The organism is Bradyrhizobium australafricanum, assembly GCF_020329495.1.
In the GTDB taxonomy this organism is placed as follows: domain Bacteria; phylum Pseudomonadota; class Alphaproteobacteria; order Rhizobiales; family Xanthobacteraceae; genus Bradyrhizobium; species Bradyrhizobium australafricanum.
In genome coordinates this window covers 39,364-62,101 of the sequence record NZ_JAGKJL010000012.1, presented here as the reverse complement: position 1 = coordinate 62,101, position 22,738 = coordinate 39,364, and the positions used below count along the sequence as shown (strand labels likewise).

The 22,738-nt window shown below is 64.1% G+C and carries 23 protein-coding genes; 6 read left to right on the top strand and 17 right to left on the bottom strand.

What is annotated here, in order from left to right; all coding sequences use genetic code 11:
- Nucleotides 1–70: 70 nt before the first annotated feature.
- Nucleotides 71–2,248: a xanthine dehydrogenase family protein molybdopterin-binding subunit gene (locus tag J6525_RS13270; RefSeq protein ID WP_225644916.1), complete on the bottom strand. Its 2,178-nt coding sequence runs from the start codon at nt 2,246–2,248 to the stop codon at nt 71–73.
- Between the two features lie 3 nt (nt 2,249–2,251).
- The gene (locus J6525_RS13265) at nt 2,252–2,713 is read right to left on the bottom strand and encodes a (2Fe-2S)-binding protein (protein WP_057019645.1); all 462 of its coding nucleotides are present in this window, start codon (nt 2,711–2,713) and stop codon (nt 2,252–2,254) included.
- A 184-nt stretch (nt 2,714–2,897) separates the two neighbouring features.
- On the opposite strand from J6525_RS13265, the gene J6525_RS13260 reads away from it, so the two are divergent.
- Both J6525_RS13260 and J6525_RS13255 read left to right on the top strand, forming a co-directional pair.
- Nucleotides 2,898–3,779: a LysR substrate-binding domain-containing protein gene (locus tag J6525_RS13260; RefSeq protein ID WP_225644914.1), complete on the top strand. Its 882-nt coding sequence runs from the start codon at nt 2,898–2,900 to the stop codon at nt 3,777–3,779.
- A gap of 368 nt (nt 3,780–4,147) precedes the next feature.
- On the top strand, nt 4,148–4,654 hold the full coding sequence (locus J6525_RS13255; RefSeq protein WP_225644912.1) for a hypothetical protein: 507 nt from the start codon (nt 4,148–4,150) through the stop codon (nt 4,652–4,654).
- A gap of 78 nt (nt 4,655–4,732) precedes the next feature.
- Here the strand turns inward: J6525_RS13255 and J6525_RS13250 are convergent, their stop codons facing one another.
- The 8 genes from J6525_RS13250 to J6525_RS13215 all read right to left on the bottom strand — a co-directional run bounded on the left by J6525_RS13250 (nt 4,733) and on the right by J6525_RS13215 (nt 11,505).
- Nucleotides 4,733–5,170 carry a DUF5658 family protein gene (locus J6525_RS13250; RefSeq protein ID WP_225644910.1) on the bottom strand — a complete coding sequence of 146 codons (438 nt, stop codon included), beginning with the start codon at nt 5,168–5,170 and terminating at the stop codon, nt 4,733–4,735.
- 128 nt (nt 5,171–5,298) lie between these two features.
- Nucleotides 5,299–5,463 (bottom strand): hypothetical protein, encoded by a 165-nt coding sequence (locus tag J6525_RS13245; protein WP_167350399.1) that lies wholly within the window; start codon nt 5,461–5,463, stop codon nt 5,299–5,301.
- A gap of 445 nt (nt 5,464–5,908) precedes the next feature.
- A complete protein-coding gene (locus tag J6525_RS13240; RefSeq protein ID WP_225644909.1) occupies nt 5,909–6,817 on the bottom strand; it encodes a heme o synthase in 909 nt (302 codons plus the stop codon).
- 140 nt (nt 6,818–6,957) lie between these two features.
- Entirely contained in the window at nt 6,958–7,365 is a 408-nt protein-coding gene (locus J6525_RS13235; protein ID WP_050384760.1) for a cytochrome C oxidase subunit IV family protein, read from the bottom strand.
- 8 nt (nt 7,366–7,373) lie between these two features.
- Nucleotides 7,374–8,096, bottom strand: a complete 723-nt coding sequence (locus tag J6525_RS13230) for a heme-copper oxidase subunit III family protein (protein ID WP_057019651.1) — start codon at nt 8,094–8,096, stop codon at nt 7,374–7,376.
- 15 nt (nt 8,097–8,111) lie between these two features.
- A complete protein-coding gene (locus tag J6525_RS13225) occupies nt 8,112–8,816 on the bottom strand; it encodes a cytochrome c oxidase subunit 3 (protein ID WP_225644907.1) in 705 nt (234 codons plus the stop codon).
- Entirely contained in the window at nt 8,813–10,588 is a 1,776-nt protein-coding gene (ctaD, locus tag J6525_RS13220; RefSeq protein ID WP_225644905.1) for a cytochrome c oxidase subunit I, read from the bottom strand. Before ctaD ends, J6525_RS13225 begins: the two co-directional genes overlap by 4 nt.
- 83 nt (nt 10,589–10,671) lie before the next feature.
- Nucleotides 10,672–11,505, bottom strand: a complete 834-nt coding sequence (locus tag J6525_RS13215; RefSeq protein ID WP_076831602.1) for a cytochrome c oxidase subunit II — start codon at nt 11,503–11,505, stop codon at nt 10,672–10,674.
- Between the two features lie 546 nt (nt 11,506–12,051).
- Here J6525_RS13215 and J6525_RS13210 point away from each other — a divergent pair.
- Nucleotides 12,052–12,948 (top strand): DUF2189 domain-containing protein, encoded by an 897-nt coding sequence (locus J6525_RS13210; protein ID WP_026192934.1) that lies wholly within the window; start codon nt 12,052–12,054, stop codon nt 12,946–12,948.
- A 277-nt stretch (nt 12,949–13,225) separates the two neighbouring features.
- Here J6525_RS13210 and J6525_RS13205 read toward each other — a convergent pair whose 3' ends face one another.
- On the bottom strand, nt 13,226–14,827 hold the full coding sequence (locus J6525_RS13205) for a S10 family peptidase (RefSeq protein WP_225644903.1): 1,602 nt from the start codon (nt 14,825–14,827) through the stop codon (nt 13,226–13,228).
- 163 nt (nt 14,828–14,990) lie between these two features.
- On the opposite strand from J6525_RS13205, the gene J6525_RS13200 reads away from it, so the two are divergent.
- The 3 genes from J6525_RS13200 to J6525_RS13190 all read left to right on the top strand — a co-directional run bounded on the left by J6525_RS13200 (nt 14,991) and on the right by J6525_RS13190 (nt 17,008).
- Nucleotides 14,991–15,770, top strand: coding sequence for an NAD kinase (locus J6525_RS13200; RefSeq protein ID WP_028336174.1), 780 nt, complete (start codon nt 14,991–14,993; stop codon nt 15,768–15,770).
- A gap of 104 nt (nt 15,771–15,874) precedes the next feature.
- A complete protein-coding gene (locus J6525_RS13195; protein WP_028336173.1) occupies nt 15,875–16,420 on the top strand; it encodes a response regulator in 546 nt (181 codons plus the stop codon).
- Between the two features lie 9 nt (nt 16,421–16,429).
- Nucleotides 16,430–17,008, top strand: coding sequence for an Hpt domain-containing protein (locus tag J6525_RS13190; RefSeq protein ID WP_225644901.1), 579 nt, complete (start codon nt 16,430–16,432; stop codon nt 17,006–17,008).
- 68 nt (nt 17,009–17,076) lie between these two features.
- Here J6525_RS13190 and J6525_RS13185 read toward each other — a convergent pair whose 3' ends face one another.
- From J6525_RS13185 to J6525_RS13160, 6 genes are all read right to left on the bottom strand, one after another.
- Nucleotides 17,077–18,258: a DUF2336 domain-containing protein gene (locus J6525_RS13185; RefSeq protein WP_225644899.1), complete on the bottom strand. Its 1,182-nt coding sequence runs from the start codon at nt 18,256–18,258 to the stop codon at nt 17,077–17,079.
- A 163-nt stretch (nt 18,259–18,421) separates the two neighbouring features.
- Nucleotides 18,422–19,426 carry a transglycosylase SLT domain-containing protein gene (locus J6525_RS13180; RefSeq protein ID WP_225644897.1) on the bottom strand — a complete coding sequence of 335 codons (1,005 nt, stop codon included), beginning with the start codon at nt 19,424–19,426 and terminating at the stop codon, nt 18,422–18,424.
- An 86-nt stretch (nt 19,427–19,512) separates the two neighbouring features.
- Nucleotides 19,513–20,304 (bottom strand): c-type cytochrome, encoded by a 792-nt coding sequence (locus J6525_RS13175; RefSeq protein WP_225644895.1) that lies wholly within the window; start codon nt 20,302–20,304, stop codon nt 19,513–19,515.
- Nucleotides 20,301–21,926 carry a b(o/a)3-type cytochrome-c oxidase subunit 1 gene (locus tag J6525_RS13170; protein WP_225644893.1) on the bottom strand — a complete coding sequence of 542 codons (1,626 nt, stop codon included), beginning with the start codon at nt 21,924–21,926 and terminating at the stop codon, nt 20,301–20,303. The genes J6525_RS13175 and J6525_RS13170 overlap by 4 nt, the downstream gene beginning before the upstream one ends.
- On the bottom strand, nt 21,916–22,479 hold the full coding sequence (locus J6525_RS13165; protein WP_225644891.1) for a cupredoxin domain-containing protein: 564 nt from the start codon (nt 22,477–22,479) through the stop codon (nt 21,916–21,918). The genes J6525_RS13170 and J6525_RS13165 overlap by 11 nt, the downstream gene beginning before the upstream one ends.
- Nucleotides 22,479–22,658 carry a hypothetical protein gene (locus tag J6525_RS13160; protein ID WP_016843914.1) on the bottom strand — a complete coding sequence of 60 codons (180 nt, stop codon included), beginning with the start codon at nt 22,656–22,658 and terminating at the stop codon, nt 22,479–22,481. The genes J6525_RS13165 and J6525_RS13160 overlap by 1 nt, the downstream gene beginning before the upstream one ends.
- Nucleotides 22,659–22,738: the final 80 nt, after the last annotated feature.

Genomic DNA, 22,738 nt, shown 5'->3' with positions numbered 1-22,738 from the left:
GATCAGTGCACGGCGCAAATCCGTCCGGCTTCACGATCGCGCCAGCACCCGGGGGAGCTCTCACTCGCCCCTAGGTCTGCTTCAACAGCGCCGGATCGACCGGCATCTTGCGCAGCCGCTTGCCGGTCGCCGCGAAGATCGCGTTGCTGATCGCCGGCACGATGCCCGAGGTTCCGGTCTCGCCCATGCCGCCGGGCGGCTCGGTGCTCGGCACGATATGGACCTCGATCGCCGGGGCCTGATCGATGCGCAGCATCTGGTAGCTGTCGAAATTGCTCTGCTCGACGCGACCGTCCTTGAGCGTGATCTCGCCGTAGAGCGCGGCGGTGACGCCGAAATTGATGCCACTCTGGAGCTGCGCCTGCACCGTGTCGGGATTGACCACGGTGCCGCAATCCATCGCACAGACGACGCGGTGGACACGGACCGAGCCGTCCTTGGCGACCTCGACCTCGGCGACCTGCGCGAGGTAGCTGCCGAACACGAATTGCAGCGACACGCCGCGTCCGCGCCCGGCCGGCAGCTTGCCGCCCCAGCCCGCCTTGGCCGCCGCGAGCTCGAGCGCCGCCTTGGCGCGCGGCGACTTGCCGAGCAGCCCGCGGCGGTAGTCCACCGGATCCTGCTTCGCCGCCGCCGCCAGCTCGTCGATCACGCTTTCGGTGACGAACACGTTGTGCGAGGGCCCGACGCTGCGCCAGAACGCGGTCGGAATACCCGGCGGTTCGACCCGGACATATTCGACATGGAAGTTCGGGATGTCGTAGACGAGATCGATAGCGCCCTCGGTCGTGTCGGGGTCGAGCCCGTTGCGGAACGCCGGCGGCGCCCATCGCGCCAGCACCGACGAGCCGGCGAAGCGGTTGTTCCAGGCGACCGGCTTGCCGGATGCATCGAGGCCGACCGCAATCCGGTCGCACCAGTACGGCCGGTACATGTCGTGCTGGATGTCCTCCTCGCGGGTCCACACCACCTTGACCGGCGCATCGACCTGCTTGGCGATCTGCACGGCGCGAATGACACCGTCGACCTCGAGCCTGCGGCCGAAGCCGCCGCCGAGCAGATGATTGTGCACCACCACCTTCTCCGGCGGCATGTTCAGCACCTTTGCGGCCACCGCCTGGGCACGCGAAAGCGCCTGGCTGCCGACCCAGATCTCGCAACCGTCGGAACGCACATGCACGGTGCAGTTCATCGGCTCCATCGTGGCATGGGCGAGGAACGGCAGTTGATAGGTCGCCTCGACTTTCGTCGCTGCCCCCCCCATCGCCTTGTCGGCGTCGCCGATATTTTGCGCGACCGTGCCCGGCTTCGTGGTGGCGGCTTCGAGCTCGCGCGCGATATCCGATGTGGCGAGCTTGGCGTGAGGGCCCTCGTCCCACTCGATCGTGAGCGCCGCGAGACCTTTCTTCGCCGCCCCCATGTGGTCGGCCACCACCGCAACTGCGTCGTCGAGCGTCACGATCTGGCGCACGCCCTTGACGGCTTTTGCCGCCGCATCATCGACGCGCTTCACCCGCCCGCCGAACGCCGGCGACTGCGCCAGCGTCGCGACCTTCACCCCGGGCGGCCTTGCGTCGATGCCGTAGACCGCCGTGCCGTTGATCTTGGAGGGCGTATCGAGCCGCTTGGCCGGCGTGCCGATCAGCTTGAACTCGGCCGGGCTCTTCAGCGTGACATTCTCCGGCACCGGCATCTGCGCCGCGTCAGTCGCGAGTTCACCGTAACCCAGCTTGCGTCCGGAGGCCGCGTGATGCACCTCGCCGTTCTCGGCGCGGCATGTCCCCGGCTCGACGTTCCAGCGCTTCGCCGCGGCCGCGACCAGCATCGCCTTCGCGGTGGCGCCGGCTTTGCGCATCGGCTGCCAGGCGCCGCGCATTGCGTTCGAATTGCCGGTGGCCTGCACGCCGAGCAGCGGGTTGGCGTAGAGCTTGTCGCTCGGCGGCGCGTGTTCGAGCCGGACCTGCGTCAGGCCGATCTCGAGCTCCTCGGCGATCAACATCGGGATCGAGGTGTAGGTGCCCTGCCCCATCTCGACATAGGGCATGGTCAGCACGACCTTGCCGTCGCCGCCAATCCGGACGAAGGCGTTCGGCGCGAAGCCGTCGGAGGCCGCCGCCTCGCTCTCGCGGCCCGCGAACGGCAGGCTCACGCTGAGCAGCAGACCGCCGCCCGCGATCGCGCCGGCGCGGAGGAAATTGCGCCGCGACAGGTCGGCAGCGCGCTCGGACAGATTGTCGATCAGCGTCATGGCTCAACCTCCCGACTGCGCGGCTTGCTTGATGGCTTCGCGAATGCGCACATAGGTGCCGCAGCGGCAGATATTGCCTGACATCGCTTCGTCGATATCGGCATCGGTCGGCTTCGGCTTGCCCGCGAGCAGCGCGGAGGCCGACATGATCTGCCCCGACTGGCAGTAGCCGCATTGCGGCACCTCATGCGCGAGCCAGGCGTCCTGGATCTTCTTGCCCGCCGGCGTCATGCCGACCGCCTCGATGGTCGTGATCCTGGAGTCGCCGATGCTGTCGATGGTCGTGATGCAGGAGCGCACCGCCGTGTCGTCGAGATGCACCGTGCAGGCGCCGCACAGCGCCATGCCGCAGCCGAACTTGGTGCCGGTCATGCCGAGCACGTCGCGCAGCACCCAGAGCAGCGGCGTGTCGCCATCGGCATCGACCGAATGACTGGTCCCATTGATCGTGATCTGGAAGGGCATCGTGACACTCCTGTCTGGTTCAGGCTCCGGCGGGATTGCGTCCCTCCGCGCGAAATCGGCAGCATTTCGAAGCAATCGGACGCATCATCACGCCGATTGCTCACTTGTGGTAATAAATACGGTTCCAGCGCGCCCCCATAAGTAGCACCTTGATGTGCAGTGAAATAACCATTGGTTTATAATCATGGATCGACTGACCAGCATGTCCGTGTTCGCCCGCGTCGCCGATCTCGGCTCCTTCACCGCGGCCGCCAAGGAGTTGCGGATGTCGCCGACCATGATCGGCAAGCATATCCGCTTTCTCGAGGACCGGCTCGGCTCGCAATTGATCAACCGGTCGACACGGCGGCAGGGCCTCACCGAACTCGGCCGCAGCTATCTCGATCACTGCAAGCAATTGCTTGAACAGGCCGAGGCCGGCGATGCGCTGGTCGAGGAGGCCCTGAGCGCGCCGCGCGGCAAGCTCCGCATTGCGACCTCGGTCGCCTTCGGGTCGTACAGCCTTGCGCCCGCGCTGGTGCGCTTCATGAAGAAATATCCGGAAGTCTCGGTCGACCTCATCCTCAGCGACAGGATGGTCGATCTGCTCGAGGAAGGGCTGGATGCGGCGATCCGGGTCGGCACGCTGACCGACTCCACCATGATGTCGCGCTCGCTGTCGCCCTATACCGGCGTGGTTTGCGCAGCGCCGAGCTATCTCGCCGAACGCGGCACGCCGACCCATCCGGCAGATCTCGCCCGCCATGAATGCCTGCGCTATCCCGGCTGGTCGGACGGGCAGCGATGGACCTTCTCCGGGCCGGAGGGCGAAGTGCATGTCGATGTCGCGAGCCGCCTCTTCATCAACAGCGCGTTCGGAATCCGCTATGCGGCGCTCGCGGGCGCCGGCATCGTGCTGATGCGCGACGAGCTGCTGGCCGAAGATATCGCCGCGGGACGGCTGCAGGTCCTGCTGCCGGACTACACGACGCAGACCCGCGCGCGCCAGATCCTGTGGCCGAAGCATCGCAAGATGACGCCGAAGCTCCGCGCGCTGATCGACTTCATCGTGGAGACCTATGGCTGAGACAGATCGCCGCGGCCAAACCGCTCAACGCGACTGGCCAAGGTTGTGACATCGCGACGGAGCGCGTAGGATGAGAATGTGCAATGAGGCCGTCGCGCCGATGCCGGGCGGCTTCCGTTCAAGTGAGGCGCGACATGCTGCCTGCCGAGGTTTGGACGCGCCTTCCCATCTCGAGAATTGAATATCTGAGCGACGCCGTTCGCGGCGCGGGCCTTGACGCGACCCAGATGTCCAGCGGTCATCTGTCGGGCAGTCTCGTCTTTTCGAACTCGGACGGTCGCGTGCAGCAGCGGGCTGATCGACGGAGGACGTGCCGCGCCCACCGGATCGATCGGTGGACGTAGCCGAATTTAACAGGAGATACATCGATGCTTGACTTGATGCGTACAACGAGGCTTGCAGCGTCCATCCTCACCGCCTCGATCATTGCGGCGGTACCGCTTGAATCGGCGTCCGCAGCGCTGCTCGGCGCGATGCCGATCGGTAATCACGTCGCGCAATCATCCGACGTCGTTGCAGTCCGCGCGGCCGGTCGCCGTGGCGGCGCAGCGGTCGGTCCCCGCGGAGGTGCCGTCGTTCACCGTGGCGGCGCAGCCGTTGGGCCGCGCGGTGGCGCCTATCGCGGCCGCACCGCCGTCGTCGGGCCGCGCGGCAACGTCGCGGTTCGCGGCCGGACCGTGGTGGGAGGCGGCGGATGGGCGCGTCCCGGCCGGTATTACTGGCCGCGGGGCGGCGCAATCGCAGCCGGCGCAGCCATCGGGGTCGTGACGGCGGCAACGGCCGCGGCGTGGGCCGGTGCCGCGCCGGCGCCCGGCATGTGCTGGTACTATACCGATCCGTCCCGCACGCAAGGATTCTGGGACTACTGCCAGTAATCGCCGCAGCGGGCGAACCGATATGGCGCCAGTGATGTCTCGCGCCTGCCCTGGCGGGGGCACCACTGGTGTTCCTCGCTAGTTCGTGCCTGCGATGATGAGAAGATTGTTGAGTACGGGCGCGGAGCAAAACGCCGCCACGATCGCGATATTGTAAGGGTTGTTGCTGCGCCAAAGCAGCCACATCATGAAATAGGTCAGACCGAGCTTCGGGATAAGCCACCAGGGGCCGAGCCATGTCTGAGCGACATGCATGAACGGGTTCAATTCGCCGAGGCCGAGATTCAGGATCGTGTTGGTGGTGTAGAGATCGGCGATGCCAAGAAGCAGGACGGACAGCACGAGGAGCGTCTTGGCGAGGTAACGTGGCCCCAGAATAATCTCGTAAGCAAATGCGGCGCCCCCCGGGACGTTTCGCTTGAACCACGACTGCGCGGCGTCATTGGTCGCGAAAATCTTCAGATGCTCCGGCTCGCCAACGGGCTTGCTTGTGTCGGTATAGACCCAGACTTTCATTCGATTGCTCAAATAACTCTTTTCAAATCATAAAAAGTATCATCTGCCGAGATGGTCATCTCGGGAGACGGCTCTGCCGTCGCCGTAAGGATTGATTCAGGAGAGTGGAGGTGCCGCCTCAGGGCGGTTCAATCGTTGCGGCGCTTCAGGTCCAAGCGTCCGATGCGTTCATCAATCAGTCGATTTAGTTTCTCGTCCCGCAGTGAATTCTTCCTAAACAGCCCGCCATGCAGCCGATAGGCAAGAAGGAGCAGGACAATAGCAGTGCCCCCGAGATAGTAGGACCAGTCCATTCTTGAACCGCGCCTCGCTGCTGCGATGGACGGAGCTTAGGGCGAGCCTGTCCTACTTGTCCAACGCTATCCTGTGCGCCGCACCTGTCCGTGCCCGAATGGATTGGCCTGATTTATGCTTGGAAATGGCCACATACGGAGGACGCGCGATGAGGCGGGACCTTTTGGTTATTTGCGGCGGAATGCTGGCCACGGGCGCTATCGCCTGGATCCTGTTGGGCAACCCGGCGAGCGGGCCACATATGCACGGGCTCCAGACGATGTCGACAGATCAAGACTTGAGACTTGTCTCCCAGCGAAGTCCATATATGCGAGACGAGCGCTAGGGCCGTCCCTGGCGGGTGCCCTGTGAAATTCAATCACTGAGCTCGGCGCAAGCCCGCTCGGCAACAATATTCGCTTTTTCCGAATATCGCCCAGCGGCGGTCGCTTCGAATGCGTCCAGTCAGCGGGACTGAGCGTAGGGTGCAGCACTCATCAGCAGCCCCCCAAAAAGCAGGACCAGATAGAGCATCGAAAACACGAACAAGCGACGAGCAGGCCGCCTTTCCTTGTCGTCGCTCCGGCGCAACTGCCATGCGAGGAAAATCATGATCGCTCCCAGCGTCGCCGCCGCAGCGCCGTAGGCGGCTCCCGCGAACCCCAGTGCACAAGGCAGCAGTGAGATCGGAACCAAGAGCACGCAATAGAGAAGGATCTGGCGCTTTGTTTCGGTCTTGCCGGCCACGACCGGCAACATCGGCACACCGGCACGGGCATATTCTCCAGCAAGATTGAGCGACAGTGCCCAGAAGTGGGGTGGCGTCCAAAGGAAGATGATCAGAAACAGGATGAGCGGCTCGAGCCCGACATGTCCCGTGACCGCAACCCAGCCAATCACCGGAGGGAGCGCGCCGGCGGCACCGCCAATGACGATATTCTGCGGCGTTCGGCGTTTGAGCCACATCGTGTAGACGACGACGTAGAAGAAGATCGTGAAAGCAAGCAGCGCAGCAGCGGCCATGTTCAGCAAGGTGCCGAGGGCCAGGACGGCGCACGTGCCGAGCATCAATCCGAAGACCAGTGCTTCCGGGCGCGATACGCGGCCGCTGGGAATTGGACGGATGGCGGTACGCGCCATCACCGCATCGATGTCGGCGTCGTACCACATATTGAGCGCAGCTGCGGCGCCAGCTCCCGCGGCTATGCAAAGAAGAGCAGCGAACCCGATGAAGGGATCGATGCCGCCTGGTGCGATCATGAGACCGACCAGTGCGGTAAAGACGACCAGCGACATCACGCGCGGTTTCGTCAGTGCGACGTAGTCTTCGATGTTGGCATAGCTCCGGCGAAGAATTGAACGATTGATTTGCACGAGACTAATTCCTCGTCGGTTCGAAAAAGCCATCGGTCAAAGGCCTGCATCGCAGGGTTCCGGACGATGTGGCGAGCCCTCCGCCTTCAGGACGCTTTGCCTGGTCCAGCATGACCCACGCGGTCGTGGCCGTCCATTTCTTAGCTTGCTGACGCGAAGAACATCACCCGAAGCAGATGCGTATAGTCGGATTCGAACATCATGATCCCGACAAAAACCAGCACCAGCACCGGCGGCAACAGGATGGCGTAGGCCAACGCCAACCGCTCCCAGGCCATGTGCATGAATACAGCGACGATCAGGCCGGCCTTCAGGACCATGAACAGCAGGATCAGCGACCATCGCAGGTGGCCGTGGATACCAAAATAGTCGACGAGATAGGAGCAAGTGCTGAGCACGAACAACCATCCCCAGACCACGAGATAGAGCTTGATCGGGTGCTGCTGGCCCTCTGCATGTGCGGCGCCCGATGCCACCGCACCATGCACATAGCTGTGTAGCGCATGCTGTGCTGCCTGCCCTTCCACATGTACCGCTGCTTCTGTCATGCGCGACCTCACCAGAGATAAAAGAAGGCAAAGATGAACACCCAGACCAGATCGACGAAATGCCAGTACAGGCCCATGATTTCGACGATCTCGTAGTAGCCCTTGCGGCTCGTGAAAAAGCCGCGCCGCTCGACGTCGAAGTCTCCCCGCCAAACCTTTCGCGCGATGGCGATCAGGAAGATCACACCGATGGTCACGTGGGTGCCGTGGAAGCCGGTGATCATGAAGAAGGAAGCGCCAAATTGCGGTGCGCCCCACGGGTTGCCCCAGGGCCGCACGCCCTCCATGATCAGCTTGGTCCATTCGAAGGCCTGCATTCCGACGAACGTCGCGCCGAATGCCGCGGTGGCCAGCATCAAGGCGGCCGTTTTGACGCGATCCCGGCGGTAACCGAAGTTGACGGCCATCGCCATCGTCCCGCTGCTGCTGATCAGGATGAAGGTCATGATCGCGATCAGGATGAGCGGGATGTGCTGGCCGCCGATATTGAGCGCGAAGACTTCGCTGGGGTTGGGCCACGGCACGGTCGTCGACATTCGCGCCGTCATGTACGACAGCAGGAAGCAGCTGAAGATGAAGGTGTCGCTCAGAAGGAAGATCCACATCATCGCCTTCCCCCAGGACACGTTCTTGAACGCGCGCTGGTCAGAGGCCCAATCGGCAGCGATGCCGCGCAATCCGGGTATCGTTCCGGGCAGCGCCTTGGGGGTTGCGAGTGTGGTTTCGGTCATCGCTTCCTGCCCTCGCTAGGTGAGCAACTGACGACAGATGTCGACGAAATTGTCGGTCCAGCCCGTCAGCAGACCGAGCAGGACCAGCCAGACCAACAACAGGAAATGCCAGTAGATGGTACAAAGTTCGACGCTCAGGCGCATCTGCGCCGTCGGTGCGCCGCGCCACAGTTTTACGGTCGCCCTGCCGAGCGCCACCAGGCCGCCGGTCACGTGCAGCCCGTGGAGCGCGGTGATCAGATAGAAGAAGGAATTGGCCGGATTCGACGCCATGACATAGCCGGCGATGTTGAGCTGCTGCCACACCACGAGCTGCCCGATCAGGAACATGACGGCCGATGCACCGCCGGCCAACAGGCCCGCGATCAGGCCCTCACGGTCGTCGCGGCGCGCGGCGATCAGCGCCCATTGCAGCGCCACGCTGCTGATGACGAGGACGCCGGTGTTGAACCACACCAGCCTCGGCAGCGGCAACTCGCGCCAGTCCACCATGGTGGTGCGCATCGAGTAGGCGCTGATCAGGAGCGCGAACAGCGAGCCGACCACCGCGAGAAAAACACCGAGGCCGATTTTCGCCGCCGGCACCGAGGAGCCGCGATCGCCGCGAAGATCGACGGCAATGCCCTGCTCCAGCCACGGCTTGGCGGCCAGCCGTTGCTGCGAGAGCCACCATCCCGCGATCGCTGCAATCGTAGCAATGAACAGGACGATGGCACTCACGGATGGGCCCCCTGGGCCAGCACCTTGGCCGGCGGTTCATTCTGCGGGATGAAGTCTCTCGCGGAACCGGGCACGCTGTAATCATAGGCCCAGCGATAGACGACGGGGAGCTCCTTGCCCCAGTTGCCGTGCCCGGGCGGGGTCTCCGGCGTCTGCCATTCCAGCGAGGTGGCACCCCAGGGATTGCCGCCCGCCTCTCTCCCCTTGAACAGGCTCCAGACCAGATTGAACAGGAAGACGAGCTGAGCGAAGCCGACAATCAGCGCCGCCACGCTCATGAACGCATTGAGGTCATGGGCGGATGCCGGGACGAACGAGGTCTCGCCGATGTCGTGATAGCGGCGCGGCATCCCCAGCAGGCCGAGATAGTGCATCGGGAAGAACACCGCATAGGCCCCGATGAACGTCACCCAGAAGTGGAAGCGTCCGAGCGCGTCATTGAGCATCCGCCCGGTGACTTTCGGATACCAATGATAGATCCCGCCGAACACGGCCATGATCGGCGCAATCCCCATCACCATGTGGAAGTGCGCGACAACGAACATCGTATCCGACAGCGGCACGTCGACGACAACGTTGCCGAGGAACAGCCCGGTCAGGCCGCCATTGACGAAGGTGACGATGAAGCCGAGCGCAAACAGCATCGGCACCGTGAGATGGATGTCGCCGCGCCAAAGCGTCAGCACCCAGTTGTAGACCTTGATCGCGGTCGGGATCGCGATGATGAGCGTCGTGGTGGCGAAGAAGAACCCGAAATACGGGTGCATGCCGCTGACATACATGTGGTGCGCCCACACAACGAAGCTCAGCGCCCCGATCGCCACGATCGCCCAGACCATCATGCGATAGCCGAAGATGTTCTTGCGCGCGTGCGTACTGATCAGATCCGAGATGATGCCGAACGCCGGCAGCGCGACGATGTAGACCTCGGGATGGCCGAAGAACCAGAACAAATGCTGGAACAGGATCGGGCTGCCGCCGCCATACTTGGTCAGCTGGCCCATCTCGACCAGTGTCGGCATGAAGAAACTGGTTCCAAGGAGGCGATCAAGCAACAGCATCACCGAGGCCACGAACAGCGCCGGGAACGCCAGCAGCGCCATCACGGTGGCGGTGAAGATGCCCCACACCGTCAAAGGCATGCGCATCAAGGTCATGCCGCGCGTGCGCGCCTGCAGCACCGTCACCACGTAATTGAGCCCGCCCATCGTGAAGCCGATGATGAACAGGATCAGCGAGGCCAGCATGAGAACGATGCCCCAGTCCTGCCCGGGGGTACCGGAGAGAATCGCCTGGGGTGGATAAAGCGTCCAACCGGCGCCGGTCGGCCCGCCCGGCACGAAGAACGTCGCGGCCAGCACCAGCACCGCGAGCAGATAGACCCAATAGCTCAGCATGTTCACGTAGGGGAAGACCATGTCCCGCGCGCCGACCATCAGCGGGATGAGGTAGTTGCCGAAGCCGCCGAGGAACAACGCCGTGAGCAGGTAGATCACCATGATCATGCCGTGCATGGTGATGAACTGAAGGTACTGGTTGGCATCGATAAAGGAGAATGTGCCGGGAAATCCCAATTGCAGCCGCATCATCCATGACAGCACCAGCGCAACCATTCCGATCGACATCGCCGTGATCGAGTACTGGACGGCGATCACCTTGGCGTCTTGCGAAAAGACGTACCTCGTCCACCAGTTGTGCGGATGATAGAGCTCGACCTCACCTACTTCGGCGGGCGGGATGCCTGCGACCTCATCAAACGGGATATCGACCATCGGAATACCCTCCTTGGTCTTCCGCTCAGCGACGAGTTCACTTCATATCCGGCCGAACATCCGGCCGATCCTCGTCGGCATGTTCATTCGCTGCCAGTCTTGTACGCGGCCTTCGCGACGTTGCGCTGGCCGGACAAGGCGGCGAACGTGTGCTGCTTGTCCAGCCACGCGTGATATTCCTTCTCTTCTTCCACGACGACCTTGCTGCGCATCTGTGCGTGCGCGGCACCGCAAAGCTCCGCGCAGAGGACGTCGAAGGTTCCGGTCCGGGTCGGCGTGAGCCAGTAGTAGGTCACCGAGCCAGGGATCATATCCATCTTCGCCCGGAACTCGGGCACGTAGAAATCATGCAGGACGTCGATCGAGCGGAGCAGCACCTTCACCGGCTTCCCGACCGGCAGATGCAGATCCTCGTTTTGCACGACGATGTCGTCCTGCCCGTTCGGATCATTGGGATTCAACCCGAGTGGATTGTCGGAGCTGATCAGGCGCGCATCTGACGTGCCGAGCCGGCCGTCCTTTCCCGGAAGCCGATAACTCCACATCCACTGTTGTCCAACGACCTCAACGTCGGTCGCGTCGGCGGGAACGGTGACGAACTGGTGCCAGACGATGAGGCCCGGCGCCAGCATGGCGACGACGCCGATCGCGGTGCCGATGCTGAGCCACCATTCGAGCTTCTTGTTCTCGGGATTGTAGTGGGCGCGCCGTCCCTCGGTGTGGTGAAAGCGCAGGACGCAATAGGCCATGAACACGATCACCGCGCAGAACACCGCTCCGGTGATCCAGAATGTCAGGTTGATCGTGTGGTCGATATAGCTCCAGTTCGAGGCAATCGGGGTCCACCACCAGGGGCTGTAGAGGTGGAACAGCACCGAGGCGACGGCAACCAGGAGCAGTAAAATCGCTACAGCCATCCCTCATTCCTCCTTGCCATTGAAGGCTGCGGAGACGAACGAAAGGGCGGAGCTCACGTCAGAGGGATGGTCTCACGTTCACCATCACCGTGGCTTTTGCCTCGCCCATTCTGCCGGTCGCGATGCTGGGACATGACAAAAACTCAACGTCACGGCCGCAACCTCATCGGAGCTGGGGGCGTCAAGCATCAACATGGTACCCATCGAGCCAGACGTCAATAGAGGAGTCATGCCCGCCGCTGTCCGGCGCGTGTTGGCGGGAATGCATTGGATGCCGCGAACACCGATCGGCCCTCCCCAATCGCATGGTGCATCGCAAGACCTCGTTTGTGCATCTGCACAATTCTCCCGACCGCATTCGCCACCTTGCTTCTGCCGCGCATCGGACTAGTTTTACTTGACCGGTTGCGACAGACGTCGTCCGGCAAGCTCCTTCTGGTTGAATCTGATTTGCCGGACTCAGTCGCGATTTTCGCGCATGAGGCGGATGTGCGTGTGTTGATGGCGCTCCGTTCCCCTGCGGCCACAAGCAAGGAGACCGGAACCATGACCACGGTGTTCGCACGACCCAAGCTGCAATTGTTTGGCGTCTCTACCGCCTTCGTCGTTCGCAAGATCAGCCTTTCCGACCTGGGCGACGCGTTGCGCCTCGGCTGGGAAGACTTCAAGGCCATCCCGACCCACGCAATCGTCCTGTGCGTGATGTATCCCGTGCTCGGACTTGTCCTGTTCAGACTTGTGCTTGGCTATTCGGTGCTGCCGCTGCTGTTTCCGCTCGCCGCCGGCTTCGCCCTGATCGGTCCTTTCGCCGGGCTCGGCCTCTACGAACTGAGCCGACGGCGCGAACGCGGAGAGGAGCCAGGAGCCTGGGATGCAATGCAGGTGCTGCGCGCGCCGTCGTTCGGCGCCATGTTCGAACTTGGCGTTCTCCTGTTCGTTCTGTTCGGGGTCTGGATCGCCACCGCGGACGCGATCTACATCATGACGTTCGGCTATGCGCCGGCTGCGAGCATCCCTGATTTCGCAAAGCGCGTGTTGACGACGCCCGAAGGCTGGTCGCTCATCATCGTCGGATGCGGCGTCGGCTTCCTTTTCGCCTTGGTTGCCCTATGCGTCAGCGTCGTCTCCTTTCCACTGATGCTCGACCGTCATGCGACCGCGATCGATGCGATCCGCACCTCGATACGGGCCGTGATGATGAATCCAATTGAGATGGCCGCGTGGGGATTGATCGTTGCGGTATTGCTGGCGGTGGGCTCACTGCCATTCTTCGTCGGTCTCTGCGTCGTTCTGCCGGTGCTTGGTCATGCGACCTGGCATCTTTACAGGAAGGTGGTCGAGCCTGACCGGAATCCTCCGCAAGAAGAGCCCCGCCCGCCGATCGGTCACCGCTACGCGGCCGATTTCCCGGCCTCCCTCTTCCCGTGGAGCCGTGAGCGCTAAGCGTTTTCGCGCGAAGCATGTCGCGCAATTCAGTGTCGTCCCGGCCTAGTGCGCAATTGCGCACGGGGGCTGGGACGACGAAGGTGGATGTCGGCCGTGTCACACTATCGATGTCGTCCTGGCGAAAGCCAGGACCCATTACCCCAAATGGCATTTGTTGCGCGACGCCGGGGCCGCGATCCCGTTCACAATCGAATTTGGTGGTTATAGGTCCTGGCTTTCGCCAGGACGACGACCGTATTTGCAGCGACGGCGCAATCCACACCGCCACATCCCCTTACCTCATCAGCGCCTCGACCTCCTTGCGGAACGCCTGGCGCGAGCCGTCGCGGGAGTAGAACATGTGGCCGCCGGGATAGACCGCGAACCTGGTGCGGCTCGAGCCCGCGAAGGCCGGCAACTGGTCGAGGATGATCTTCGAGGCGAAGTACGGGGTGGCGAGATCGAACAGGCCGTGGCCGACCAGGAGTTTCAGGTTGGGGTCGAGCGCCAGCGCCTGGCGAAGCTGCGTCACCGACTCCGCCGGACTGATGCCGTGACCGAACTCCCAGGCCTTGTTCACGCTTTCGCTGAGCAGATGATAGGAGCCGTCCGGCCGCCAGTTCAGCTTGCGCGTGGTGAGGTCGACGGCGGCGCTGGTCAAAGGCGCCATCAGCGGATCGCCGGACGGATCGTTGAAGCGGAAATAGCTGGAATCCGGATAGGGATCGAAGCCTTCGATGGAGGCGTCGTAGCGGCCGGTCACCTTGCCGTTCTTGCGATCGAACTCGCGGCGGAATTCGCCGATGTCGAAACGGCCGGCGAGCCGGCGGCTCACCGCCTGATCGATCCCGGTCAGGCTTGCGACCTTGTCGGCGAGCCGCGTGGTGGCCTCAGTGTCGGCCTGACCCTTGACGAGGTCGAGCAGAAAATCGCCGCGCGCGTAACTCTCGACGTCGGCGAGATCCTCGCGCGTCACCGGACCCTTTGCCTGTCGCGCGACCGCCGCCATGGTCGGCAGGCTTGCGACATATTGCAGGAGGCTGGAGCCGGTATATTCGCGGAAATCGAGCACCGGCGAGATCAGCACCAGGCCGCGGACGCCGACGCCCTGCTGCATTTGCAGATTGCGCACCACCTTGGGCCCGCGAATGCCGCCATAGCTTTCGCCGACGAGATATTTCGGCGAGGTCAGCCGGTCGTATTTCTCCAGCCAGCGGCGGATCACCAGCGCGACCGAATTGGCGTCGCCGTCGACGGTGAAGAAGCGCTTGCGCGCCTCCTCCGACGTCGTGACAAAGCGACTGTAGCCGGTGCCGACCGGGTCGATGAAGACGAGATCGGTGAAATCGAGCCAGGTATCGGCATTGGCCTGCAACTCGGGCGCGGCCGAGGACACCGCGCCGTCGAACGGTAGCCGCCATGGCCCGACATTGCCCAATTGCAGCCAGGCCGATGCAGAGCCCGGACCGCCGTTGAACAGGAAGGTCACCGGCCGGTTCGCCTTCTCGGCGCCGTCGAGTTGGTAGGATGTATAGGCGATGTCGGCCAGCGGCTCGCCCTTGTCGTCGAACACGCGGATCGAGCCCGCGGTCGCGCTGAAGTTCAGCGTGCGGGAAGGCAGCGCGACCGATTGCTTGGTCGTGGAGTCCGGCGGCAGGCGGTGCTGCTCGGCGGTCGAGCCGCTGGCCGCAGCGTTGGCGCCGGAGCCGGCCTCGCTGCCGCGCCCTGCCCGCCCCTTCTGGCCGCTCGGGTTCTGACCACCTGGGTTCTGGCCGCTTGGGGCCTGCGCGCTCGGCGACGGCGATGGCTGCGGGACGTCATCGTCGGCTCGCGCCGCGGTCGCAAGGCAGGCCACCAGCAACGCCGCGGCGAACCGTGTCGCAAGACTGTTAGCCATATCGTTCACTCCCTGCGCCCCGATTTGCTCAATCCAGCAGCAAACTGCGCTAGTTTGGCGGCGCCGGCGTGGCATGCGGTCCGTTCCCGGACCATCTCGACAAGGCCGCCCGGGATGTATAGACGAGCGCGGCGTGTTCCGTGCCAAACGAGTTCGTGAGCGAATGGCCAGCTCCAAGCGGTATGACAAGATCGCCTTCGTCGCCAGCGCGAGCGTGGAAGCGCAGTCGGCGCTCGAGCAGCTGACGGAAATGTACGGCAACCATCTACCCGCGGATGCCGACGTCGTGGTCGCGCTCGGCGGCGACGGTTTGATGCTGCAGACGCTGCACGCCAACATGCGCAGCGGCAAGCCGATCTACGGCATGCACCGCGGCACCGTCGGCTTCCTGATGAACGAATATTCGACGCATGATCTGCGGACCCGGCTTGCCGCCGCGCGGGAGTCGCTGATCAATCCGCTGTTGATGCGCGCCACCGACATCCACGGCGCCGTGCATCTGCATCACGCCATCAACGAGGTCGCGCTGTTCCGGCAGACCTACCAGGTCGCCAAGCTGCGCATCCTGATCGACGAGCACGAGCGGATGCCCGAGCTGATGGCCGACGGCATCCTGGTGGCAACGCCGGCCGGATCGACCGCCTACAACCTCTCCGCCCAGGGGCCGATCCTGCCGATCAACGCGGCGTTGTTGGCGCTGACCCCGATCAGCGCGTTCCGGCCGCGGCGCTGGCGCGGCGCGCTGCTGCCGAATTCCGCCTTCGTGGTGATCGAGGTGATCGAGGGCGAGAAGCGCCCGGTCGCCGCGGTCGCCGACCATGACGAGGTCCGCGACGTCCGCCGGGTCGAGGTGCTGTCCGACAAGACGATCGCGATGCGGATGCTGTTCGACCCCGGCCACTCGCTAGAAGAACGCATCCTGCGCGAGCAGTTCGGCTACTGACGGCGCCTGCCCCTTGCCCGGCAACCAATCATTAACCCCGGGCGGGATATGGTTAACGTCGGGTAATACCGCGTTGGCCCGGTATGCCCTATCGGGGCCGGACCATGTATCGCATCGATTTCAACAAGCTGCGATTTTTGATTTGCGACGACAATCCGCACATGCGCCGCATCCTGCGGACGCTGCTGCATTCGTTCGGCGCGCGCGAGGTGTATGAGGCCGAGGACGGCGCCACCGCGCTGGAGATGTATACGCATTATGTGCCCGACATCGTCATCACCGACTGGTCGATGCCGATCTTCGACGGGCTCGAGCTTGCGCAGATGATCCGGCAGCCGGAATCCAAGGGCAATCCCTACGCGCCGATCATCATGCTGACCGGGCATTCCGAGAAGCGCCGCGTCACGGTGGCGCGCGATGCCGGCGTCACCGAATTCTTGGCCAAGCCGATCTCGGCCAAGGGCCTCTACCAGCGCATCATGAACGTGGTCGCCAACCCGCGCCCCTTCATCAAGACCAAGACCTATTTCGGCCCCGACCGCCGCCGGAACACCACCAACACCTATATCGGCCCCGAACGCCGCGGCAGCGGCGAGGTCGAGGTGCTGCAACAGCCGTCGCTACTCGAAAAGGCGCGCTCGGCCATCTAGGACATCGCCATGGCGAAAGACAAACCCGGGACGATCGAGGTCAAGAGTTTCGGCACGCACCACGTCATCACGCAGCCCAACCCGCTGCGCAAGATGCTGCTGCGCGTCCCCGAGAGCGATCTCGACGATCCGGTCGGCCGCGCCGAAAAGGCGCTCGCCGGGCTGTCGGGCGAGTTCAAGGAGTGGATGACGATCGAGGCCGACCGCCTCTCCGCCGCACACGCCACCGTGCTGCGCGAGGGCTTCAGCGACAAGACGCGCGAGGAGCTGTTCCGCGCCGCGCATGACATCAAGGGTGATGCCGCGACATTCGGCTATCCGTCGGCCGCCGCAGCCGCGGAGAGCCTGTGCCGCATCATCGAGCACGCGCCGGATCTCGGCGCCGTGCCGCCACAGCTGATTGCGCACCACATCAACGCCGTGCAGGCGATCGTGCGCAACCGCACCAAGCTCGACACCGCGGTCGTCGCCGGCGTGCTGAGCAAGCAGCTCCGCGGCATCGCCGATGAATTCCTGACCCACGCCAACCGCGACCGCCCCGAGCATCTCGAGGCGATCCTCGCGCCGAGCATCGTGCCCAGCGAATAGCCGCGCGGCCGGCTGCTCGCGTTGCGCAGCCCACTCAAGCATACAACGATGGGAAGGAAGCGCGGCCCTCAGGCCGCGATGAGATCGTCGTCGTAGGGCAGCACCGCGATCGCGTCTTCCGCGGCGAGCTCCTCGCAGAACATCCGCGCGTCCTCGCGGGCCGATTCCGTCGCGAAGCGGCGCAGCAGGATCAGGAGCGGCTCGGCCGCCGAATGATCGGTCTCGCAATGCGTCAGCACCCGCTCCACCATGCGGCGATGCAGCCGCGCCGCGCCGTCACCGCTGTCGACATAGCCGACCTCGTGGCTGGCCTCGAGCGCGACGCGGAACGCGGCATAGGTGGATTCCGGCAGGCCGGCGCGGCGCAACAGCGCCTGCAGGCCGTTGCCGCCGCGGTCATTCAACAGCGCGGAGACGCGGCCATAGGGCAGCCCGGACAGTTCAGCGAGCGCAGCCCCAAACAAATCGAGATTGCCCGACAGCAGCGCGCGCAGGATCAGCCCGGCGGTCAATTGCCCGGTGGCGCGCAGATGCGTGATCAGGTTCTGCATGTCGTCGCCGAAGGCGCGCGCGGCGATATTCACCGTCGAGCGTTCCCTGGCCTCGCCGGCGATCCGGTCGGCCCGATCGCTGCCGAGCCAGTTTCGCGCGACGACGAACTGCGCCAGCGTGTCGGAGAGCTTTGCGACCAGCGCCAGCCGCGTTGCCGACGGCAGGTCTTCCAGCTGCAGCATCGATTCCCTGATGGCGGCGAGATGGCCGTGGCGTTCGACGATGCGATCCCAGGAGAACGGCGCGAGGCCGGCGTAAGGATTCTCGATCAGCTCGAGCGCGGCCGCCGCCGAGCCGACCTCGGCAATCGCGGCGGCGACGGAAGCCGGCAGATTGATGCGGCGCGCAATCGCGCACTGCATTTCGTCGGAGCCGGTGGCGACGATGTCGACGAGGTCGGCATCGATCAGGAGCGGTGAATGCTCCAGCACCGGCAGCGCGATCGCCGGCTGGTCGGCCGACAGCGCCTGCACGATTGCGGCAGGCGCGTCCGCGCTGCGCGCGAACACGTCGGCCATCGCCTGCCGTACCAGCGGCGACGGGTCGTCGAGCAGCATCAGCAGCGCGCCTTCGGCTGCGATGCGGTCGTCCTCGGTGAGATCCGAGATGAGCCAGGCCCGGGCCAACGCCCGCGTTGCCTCTGCTCGCTCACCTGCTGGAGCGGTCCTAATCCAACTAATAAACTGCCGAACGATCATGGTCCTTCCGGCTTACGCAACGAAACGGCATCGACATACGACGCCACTGCAAGGAAAAATAAACCATGACGCTTAACAAAGGGTTCACCATAAACGTTTGGGATTATTGACGTTTCGTTAAAGCCGCAACGGCGCGCGGCTTCGCGCGCGCAGCAAGACAGCGCTAGCCGTTGCTGTAGGTGCCGCTCGGATCGCTGAACAGGTCGAGCCGTCCGGGCGCGCGGACCTTCGGCGTCGCCGATGACGTCAGCGAGGCGGAATTGCCCCACAGCTCCTGCACCGCCGGCGAGATCGGCTCCGAGCGGTCGCCGGCCTGGTAGAGCGAGCGGAAGGTCGGCGCCGGCTGTGCCGATGCCACAGCCGAGGTCGCAGCGACGGGCGCGGCCGACCGGGAGTCGGGGAAGGTCGAGAGATAGGATGCGGTATCCATGGTCAGCGCTGTCGTCGGCGCGGCGCTTGCGATCGCGTAAGGCGACATGGTGTCGCCACCCGCCGCCGCAAAGGCGGTGCGCGTGTCCTTGGAGTTCGCGGCCGCGGCGTAGCGCGTGGTCAACACCGAATAGACCTGGCTGACGCTGCGTGCGCTGCCCGACTTGTCGTAGAAGATCGACTGGTTGGCGGCCGCCGCCTTCGGGAACATCGTGGCCGCATTGGCGCCCGGGCTATCCTCGGCGCTCGAGATCAGCTTGCCGGCGCCGCCGACGCCCATGAAGTGGGCCATGTAGAGTTCGGCATCGGTCGGACGGCGGCCGAGCTTGCCGGTAAGCTTGAAGCTGTTGGACTGCGTCAGCACCGCCGCCATCGAGGACGCCGCGTCCGGATCGTCGCGCAGCTTCATGACTGCGGCGCGCGCCGAGGGATCGCTGACCGAATAGCTGCCGTCGGAATTCCTGCTGATGGCGTCGGCATACTGGCTGTAGCCGAGCTGGCTTCCGGCCTCCTTGACGGTGCCGAGCCAGGTCTGGTCGATGAATTGATAGAGTCCATGCGCCGACGAGGTCGTGGCGCCGGCCCGCGGATTGAAATTGGATTCCATCTTCGCGGTCGTGAGCAGATATTCGAAGCTCGTGCCGGTGGTCGCGGCCGCCTGCTTGATCGAGCTCGCGACCTTCAGGCGCGAGGGATCGACACCTGCCGAAGCCGTCGCATTGAAGAGGTCGACCGCCATCTGTCCGGGTGCCTTGCCGGGTGCCGGCAATCGGCACCCATGTCCCGTCAACCTGCCGTAATTATGGTTAATGGCGCGTTAATGGCTCAGGGCAGGACCTCGTAGTAGTGCGCGACCTGGTCGATCTCCTCGGCCGTCATCTGGCGCGCGATGTTGCGCATCTGCTGGCTGATGTCGTTGCGGCGGGCCCCGGATGCAAAGGCCTCGAGCTGCGCCTTGATGTAGACCGCCGACTGGCCACCGAGCCAGGGGCTTCCCGCCTTGTTGTCGACATCGCCGTGGCAGGAGCCGCAAGGCGCGATGTTGCGCATCGGGGCGCCCGTCACCACGATCGCCGGCGCGGGACGCCCGGCATCCAGATTGTTCGAAGGCACCCGCGGCAGATAGGCGTAATAGGCCGCAACGTCCTTCATGTCCTGATCGCTCATCGCCGCCGCGAACGGGCTCATCACCACGCTGACCCGCGCGCCGGTCTTGAAGTCGTTCAGCTCCTTGTACGTCACCGCGGCAAATTGCCCGGCGAGGTTCGGTGAATGGGCGTCGCTGACGCCCTGCGGTCCGTGGCAGATCGCGCAGCGCTGCGCCAGCGTTGCGCCCCGCCCGATCGAGACCTGATTCACTTTGGTCAGCATCTCCGACGTCATGATGACGTTGGACGTCTTGAAATCCGGCTTGATGCCGGGCTCCTGCACGGCGGCACGCGGAACGCCGGCCGCGCTGCAAATCGCATCCCAGACGCCGGCAAGCTTCAAATTGGGTTGCGCCAGCGGCAACCAGATCAGACCTGCGACGGCCGACAACACGGCGATGGCGACCGTGATGCCGACGCTGGCGCCGAACCACGGATTGCGCAGCGAGAACAGCGGCTGGTCGCTCATCGGCCTGCTCCGACATAGACCGCGGGCACGCTGGTCTCGTTCAGCGCCATCAGCTGCGCAATCGGGAAACCATAGTTCACCACGGTGAGGCCGACCATCAATGCGAGCCACAGGCCGAACGAGTTGAGCGCGACCGGAATCCGCGCCGGCATATGCAGCGGCACCGCGAAGCGGTACGCTCCCGCCTCGCCCCGCGCGCCGAATTGCCCGCGGATCAGCACCAGCAGGAACAGCAGGCCCGACAGCAACAGGATGAATCCGCCGATTGCCGACATCGTGACCGACAAGGCCTGCGGCGAGATCGCCGGGTTGGCATAGTCATAATAGGCCATGCGGCGCGGCATGCCGAGAATACCGACATAGTGCCACGGGAAGGTGGTCACGATCATGCCGATGAACCACAGCCAGAGCTGCGTGCGCATCAGGCCAAAACTGTCCAGCGCCCGATCGGTCAGATGCGGCCACAGATCATAGGCGATGGCAAAATACATGATGACGATGGCGCCACCGAAGATCAGGTGGAAATGGCCGGTGATCCACTGCGTGTTGTGCACGGTGGCGTCGAGCTGATAGCTCATGTTAATCAGACCGCCGGCGCCTCCGAAGCCGAGCATGACCAGCGACAGCGCCGTCGCCAGCATGATCGGATTGGACCACGGCAGCGCGCCGACCCAGCCGAAGGCGCCGCGGCCGCCGCGCAGGCGGCTGGCGATCTCCGCCGACGCGCAGATCGTGAACACCGTGAGCAGCGTCGGCAGCGCGACGAGGCCGGTGAACACAGAGTGCATGAACTTGAATCCGGCGCCGACCTGCGGGTCGGCAAACAGGTGATGCACGCCGATCGGCATCGCCACCACGACGAACAGGATGAACGAAATCCGCGCCATCGCGTCGCTGAACAGCCGGCCGCCGATCGCGCGCGGGAAGATCGTGTAGTAGGCGATGTAGGTCGGGATCAGCCAGAAATAGACGATGGCGTGCAGCGTCCAGGAGAAGAAGACGCGGGCCAGCCCCGCATCGATCGTCGACTTCAGCCCAAGCGCCACGGGCAGGATCTGGAACAGGATCTCAAGCGCCGCGCCGACCGCGGTCCAGCCCCAGAGCAACGAGCCCGCGACATTGGCATACATCGCAAGCGGCACCGGCTTGCCCGGGTTCTCGCGCTTCCAGATCGCGAAATTGGTCACCATCAGCGCGACCCAGATCCATGAGCCGACCACGACCATGACGACGCCGATGTAGTAGAAGGGATTGCCGACCATCGGCGGATAGAAGGTGTAGAGCACCGAGGCGAGCCCGAGCGACACCGGAATCATCGCGACAACGGCGCCGACGGCGACCAGGAAGAAGCCCACCCAGGCCCAGCGCCGTCCAACCAGCTCTTTCTCGAGCGAGGCTTCGGTGATCGCGTAACCGAATCCCATCGCGATCAGTGTCGGGAATACGTATCCCATGGCCGAGCCATGGGCGGTGACCGAGCGATAGTAGAATTCCGGATTGAAATGCCAGGCGTTCAACGGGCTGCGCACGAACATCTGCCAGGCACCGAGCACCAGCGCGACGCCGAACACGATGAAGGCAAGCCAGAAATGCGCCGCGATCAGCCGCTTGTTAATCAACACAGGTCAGCCTCCGCTTCGCTGCCGCCATGTCCCGGAACGCAGCCTTGTCGACCACCTTGACCTTGCCCCACATGCCCTGGTGGCCGATGCCGCAGAATTCCTGGCACGGCATCACGTGATCGCCCGGCGCCTTGAAGCGCACCGGCAGGTCCGTGACGTAACCCGGCACCAGCATCGTGTTGATGTTGGTGCCTTCGATCAGGAAACCGTGGACGACATCGGCGCTGGTGGCGCGGAAGGTGATCGGCGTCTCCGCGGGCACCACGATGCATTGCGGCGTGAAGGAATATTGCTGTCCGATCGCGCGCACGGTGACCGATCCGTCGGCCTGCATTTCGCTGCCGAGATTGCTCTCGACGAATTCGCCCGACAGATGCAGCGTCTTGGGATCGGCGGTTTCGACCCGGCCCTGCGGCATCGTCGCCTGATGGATGCCGATATAGGTTGCCATGCCGACCAGGACGCCGACAATGACGATCGACAGCGTCGCCCAGCGCCGCTCGATCCGTGCGGCAACGGCCTCGCCGAGGCTGTGATCGGTCTCGCTCGCCATCAGGGAACGCTCCGCGGCAGGAAGACCAGCAGATAGAATGCAAACCACAACCCGACCACGACGGCCGTCGCAATGCCCGCGACCGCAACCGCGCCACCTGGACCGGCGCGTACGATGGTCTCGACATCATCGTCTTCCGAGCCCGATGCCGGCGGTTGCGGCGAAGACGAGTTGATCATGATCGCGCTCCCCTTAACGCGCGACGAGACGAGGTTGACTAGTCATCGCGATTTAGCTCCTTTGTTTGAGCATGATCGTT

Coding starts and splice junctions, on each gene's coding strand:
- J6525_RS13270 (WP_225644916.1), bottom strand. CDS start 2,248: ATGACGCTGATCGACAATCTGTCCGAGCGCGCTGCCGACCTGTCGCGG.
- J6525_RS13265 (WP_057019645.1), bottom strand. CDS start 2,713: ATGCCCTTCCAGATCACGATCAATGGGACCAGTCATTCGGTCGATGCC.
- J6525_RS13260 (WP_225644914.1), top strand. CDS start 2,898: ATGGATCGACTGACCAGCATGTCCGTGTTCGCCCGCGTCGCCGATCTC.
- J6525_RS13255 (WP_225644912.1), top strand. CDS start 4,148: ATGCTTGACTTGATGCGTACAACGAGGCTTGCAGCGTCCATCCTCACC.
- J6525_RS13250 (WP_225644910.1), bottom strand. CDS start 5,170: ATGAAAGTCTGGGTCTATACCGACACAAGCAAGCCCGTTGGCGAGCCG.
- J6525_RS13245 (WP_167350399.1), bottom strand. CDS start 5,463: ATGGACTGGTCCTACTATCTCGGGGGCACTGCTATTGTCCTGCTCCTT.
- J6525_RS13235 (WP_050384760.1), bottom strand. CDS start 7,365: ATGACAGAAGCAGCGGTACATGTGGAAGGGCAGGCAGCACAGCATGCG.
- J6525_RS13230 (WP_057019651.1), bottom strand. CDS start 8,096: ATGACCGAAACCACACTCGCAACCCCCAAGGCGCTGCCCGGAACGATA.
- ctaD (WP_225644905.1), bottom strand. CDS start 10,588: ATGGTCGATATCCCGTTTGATGAGGTCGCAGGCATCCCGCCCGCCGAA.
- J6525_RS13215 (WP_076831602.1), bottom strand. CDS start 11,505: ATGGCTGTAGCGATTTTACTGCTCCTGGTTGCCGTCGCCTCGGTGCTG.
- J6525_RS13210 (WP_026192934.1), top strand. CDS start 12,052: ATGACCACGGTGTTCGCACGACCCAAGCTGCAATTGTTTGGCGTCTCT.
- J6525_RS13205 (WP_225644903.1), bottom strand. CDS start 14,827: ATGGCTAACAGTCTTGCGACACGGTTCGCCGCGGCGTTGCTGGTGGCC.
- J6525_RS13200 (WP_028336174.1), top strand. CDS start 14,991: ATGGCCAGCTCCAAGCGGTATGACAAGATCGCCTTCGTCGCCAGCGCG.
- J6525_RS13195 (WP_028336173.1), top strand. CDS start 15,875: ATGTATCGCATCGATTTCAACAAGCTGCGATTTTTGATTTGCGACGAC.
- J6525_RS13190 (WP_225644901.1), top strand. CDS start 16,430: ATGGCGAAAGACAAACCCGGGACGATCGAGGTCAAGAGTTTCGGCACG.
- J6525_RS13185 (WP_225644899.1), bottom strand. CDS start 18,258: ATGATCGTTCGGCAGTTTATTAGTTGGATTAGGACCGCTCCAGCAGGT.
- J6525_RS13180 (WP_225644897.1), bottom strand. CDS start 19,426: ATGGCGGTCGACCTCTTCAATGCGACGGCTTCGGCAGGTGTCGATCCC.
- J6525_RS13175 (WP_225644895.1), bottom strand. CDS start 20,304: ATGAGCGACCAGCCGCTGTTCTCGCTGCGCAATCCGTGGTTCGGCGCC.
- J6525_RS13165 (WP_225644891.1), bottom strand. CDS start 22,479: ATGGCGAGCGAGACCGATCACAGCCTCGGCGAGGCCGTTGCCGCACGG.
- J6525_RS13160 (WP_016843914.1), bottom strand. CDS start 22,658: ATGATCAACTCGTCTTCGCCGCAACCGCCGGCATCGGGCTCGGAAGAC.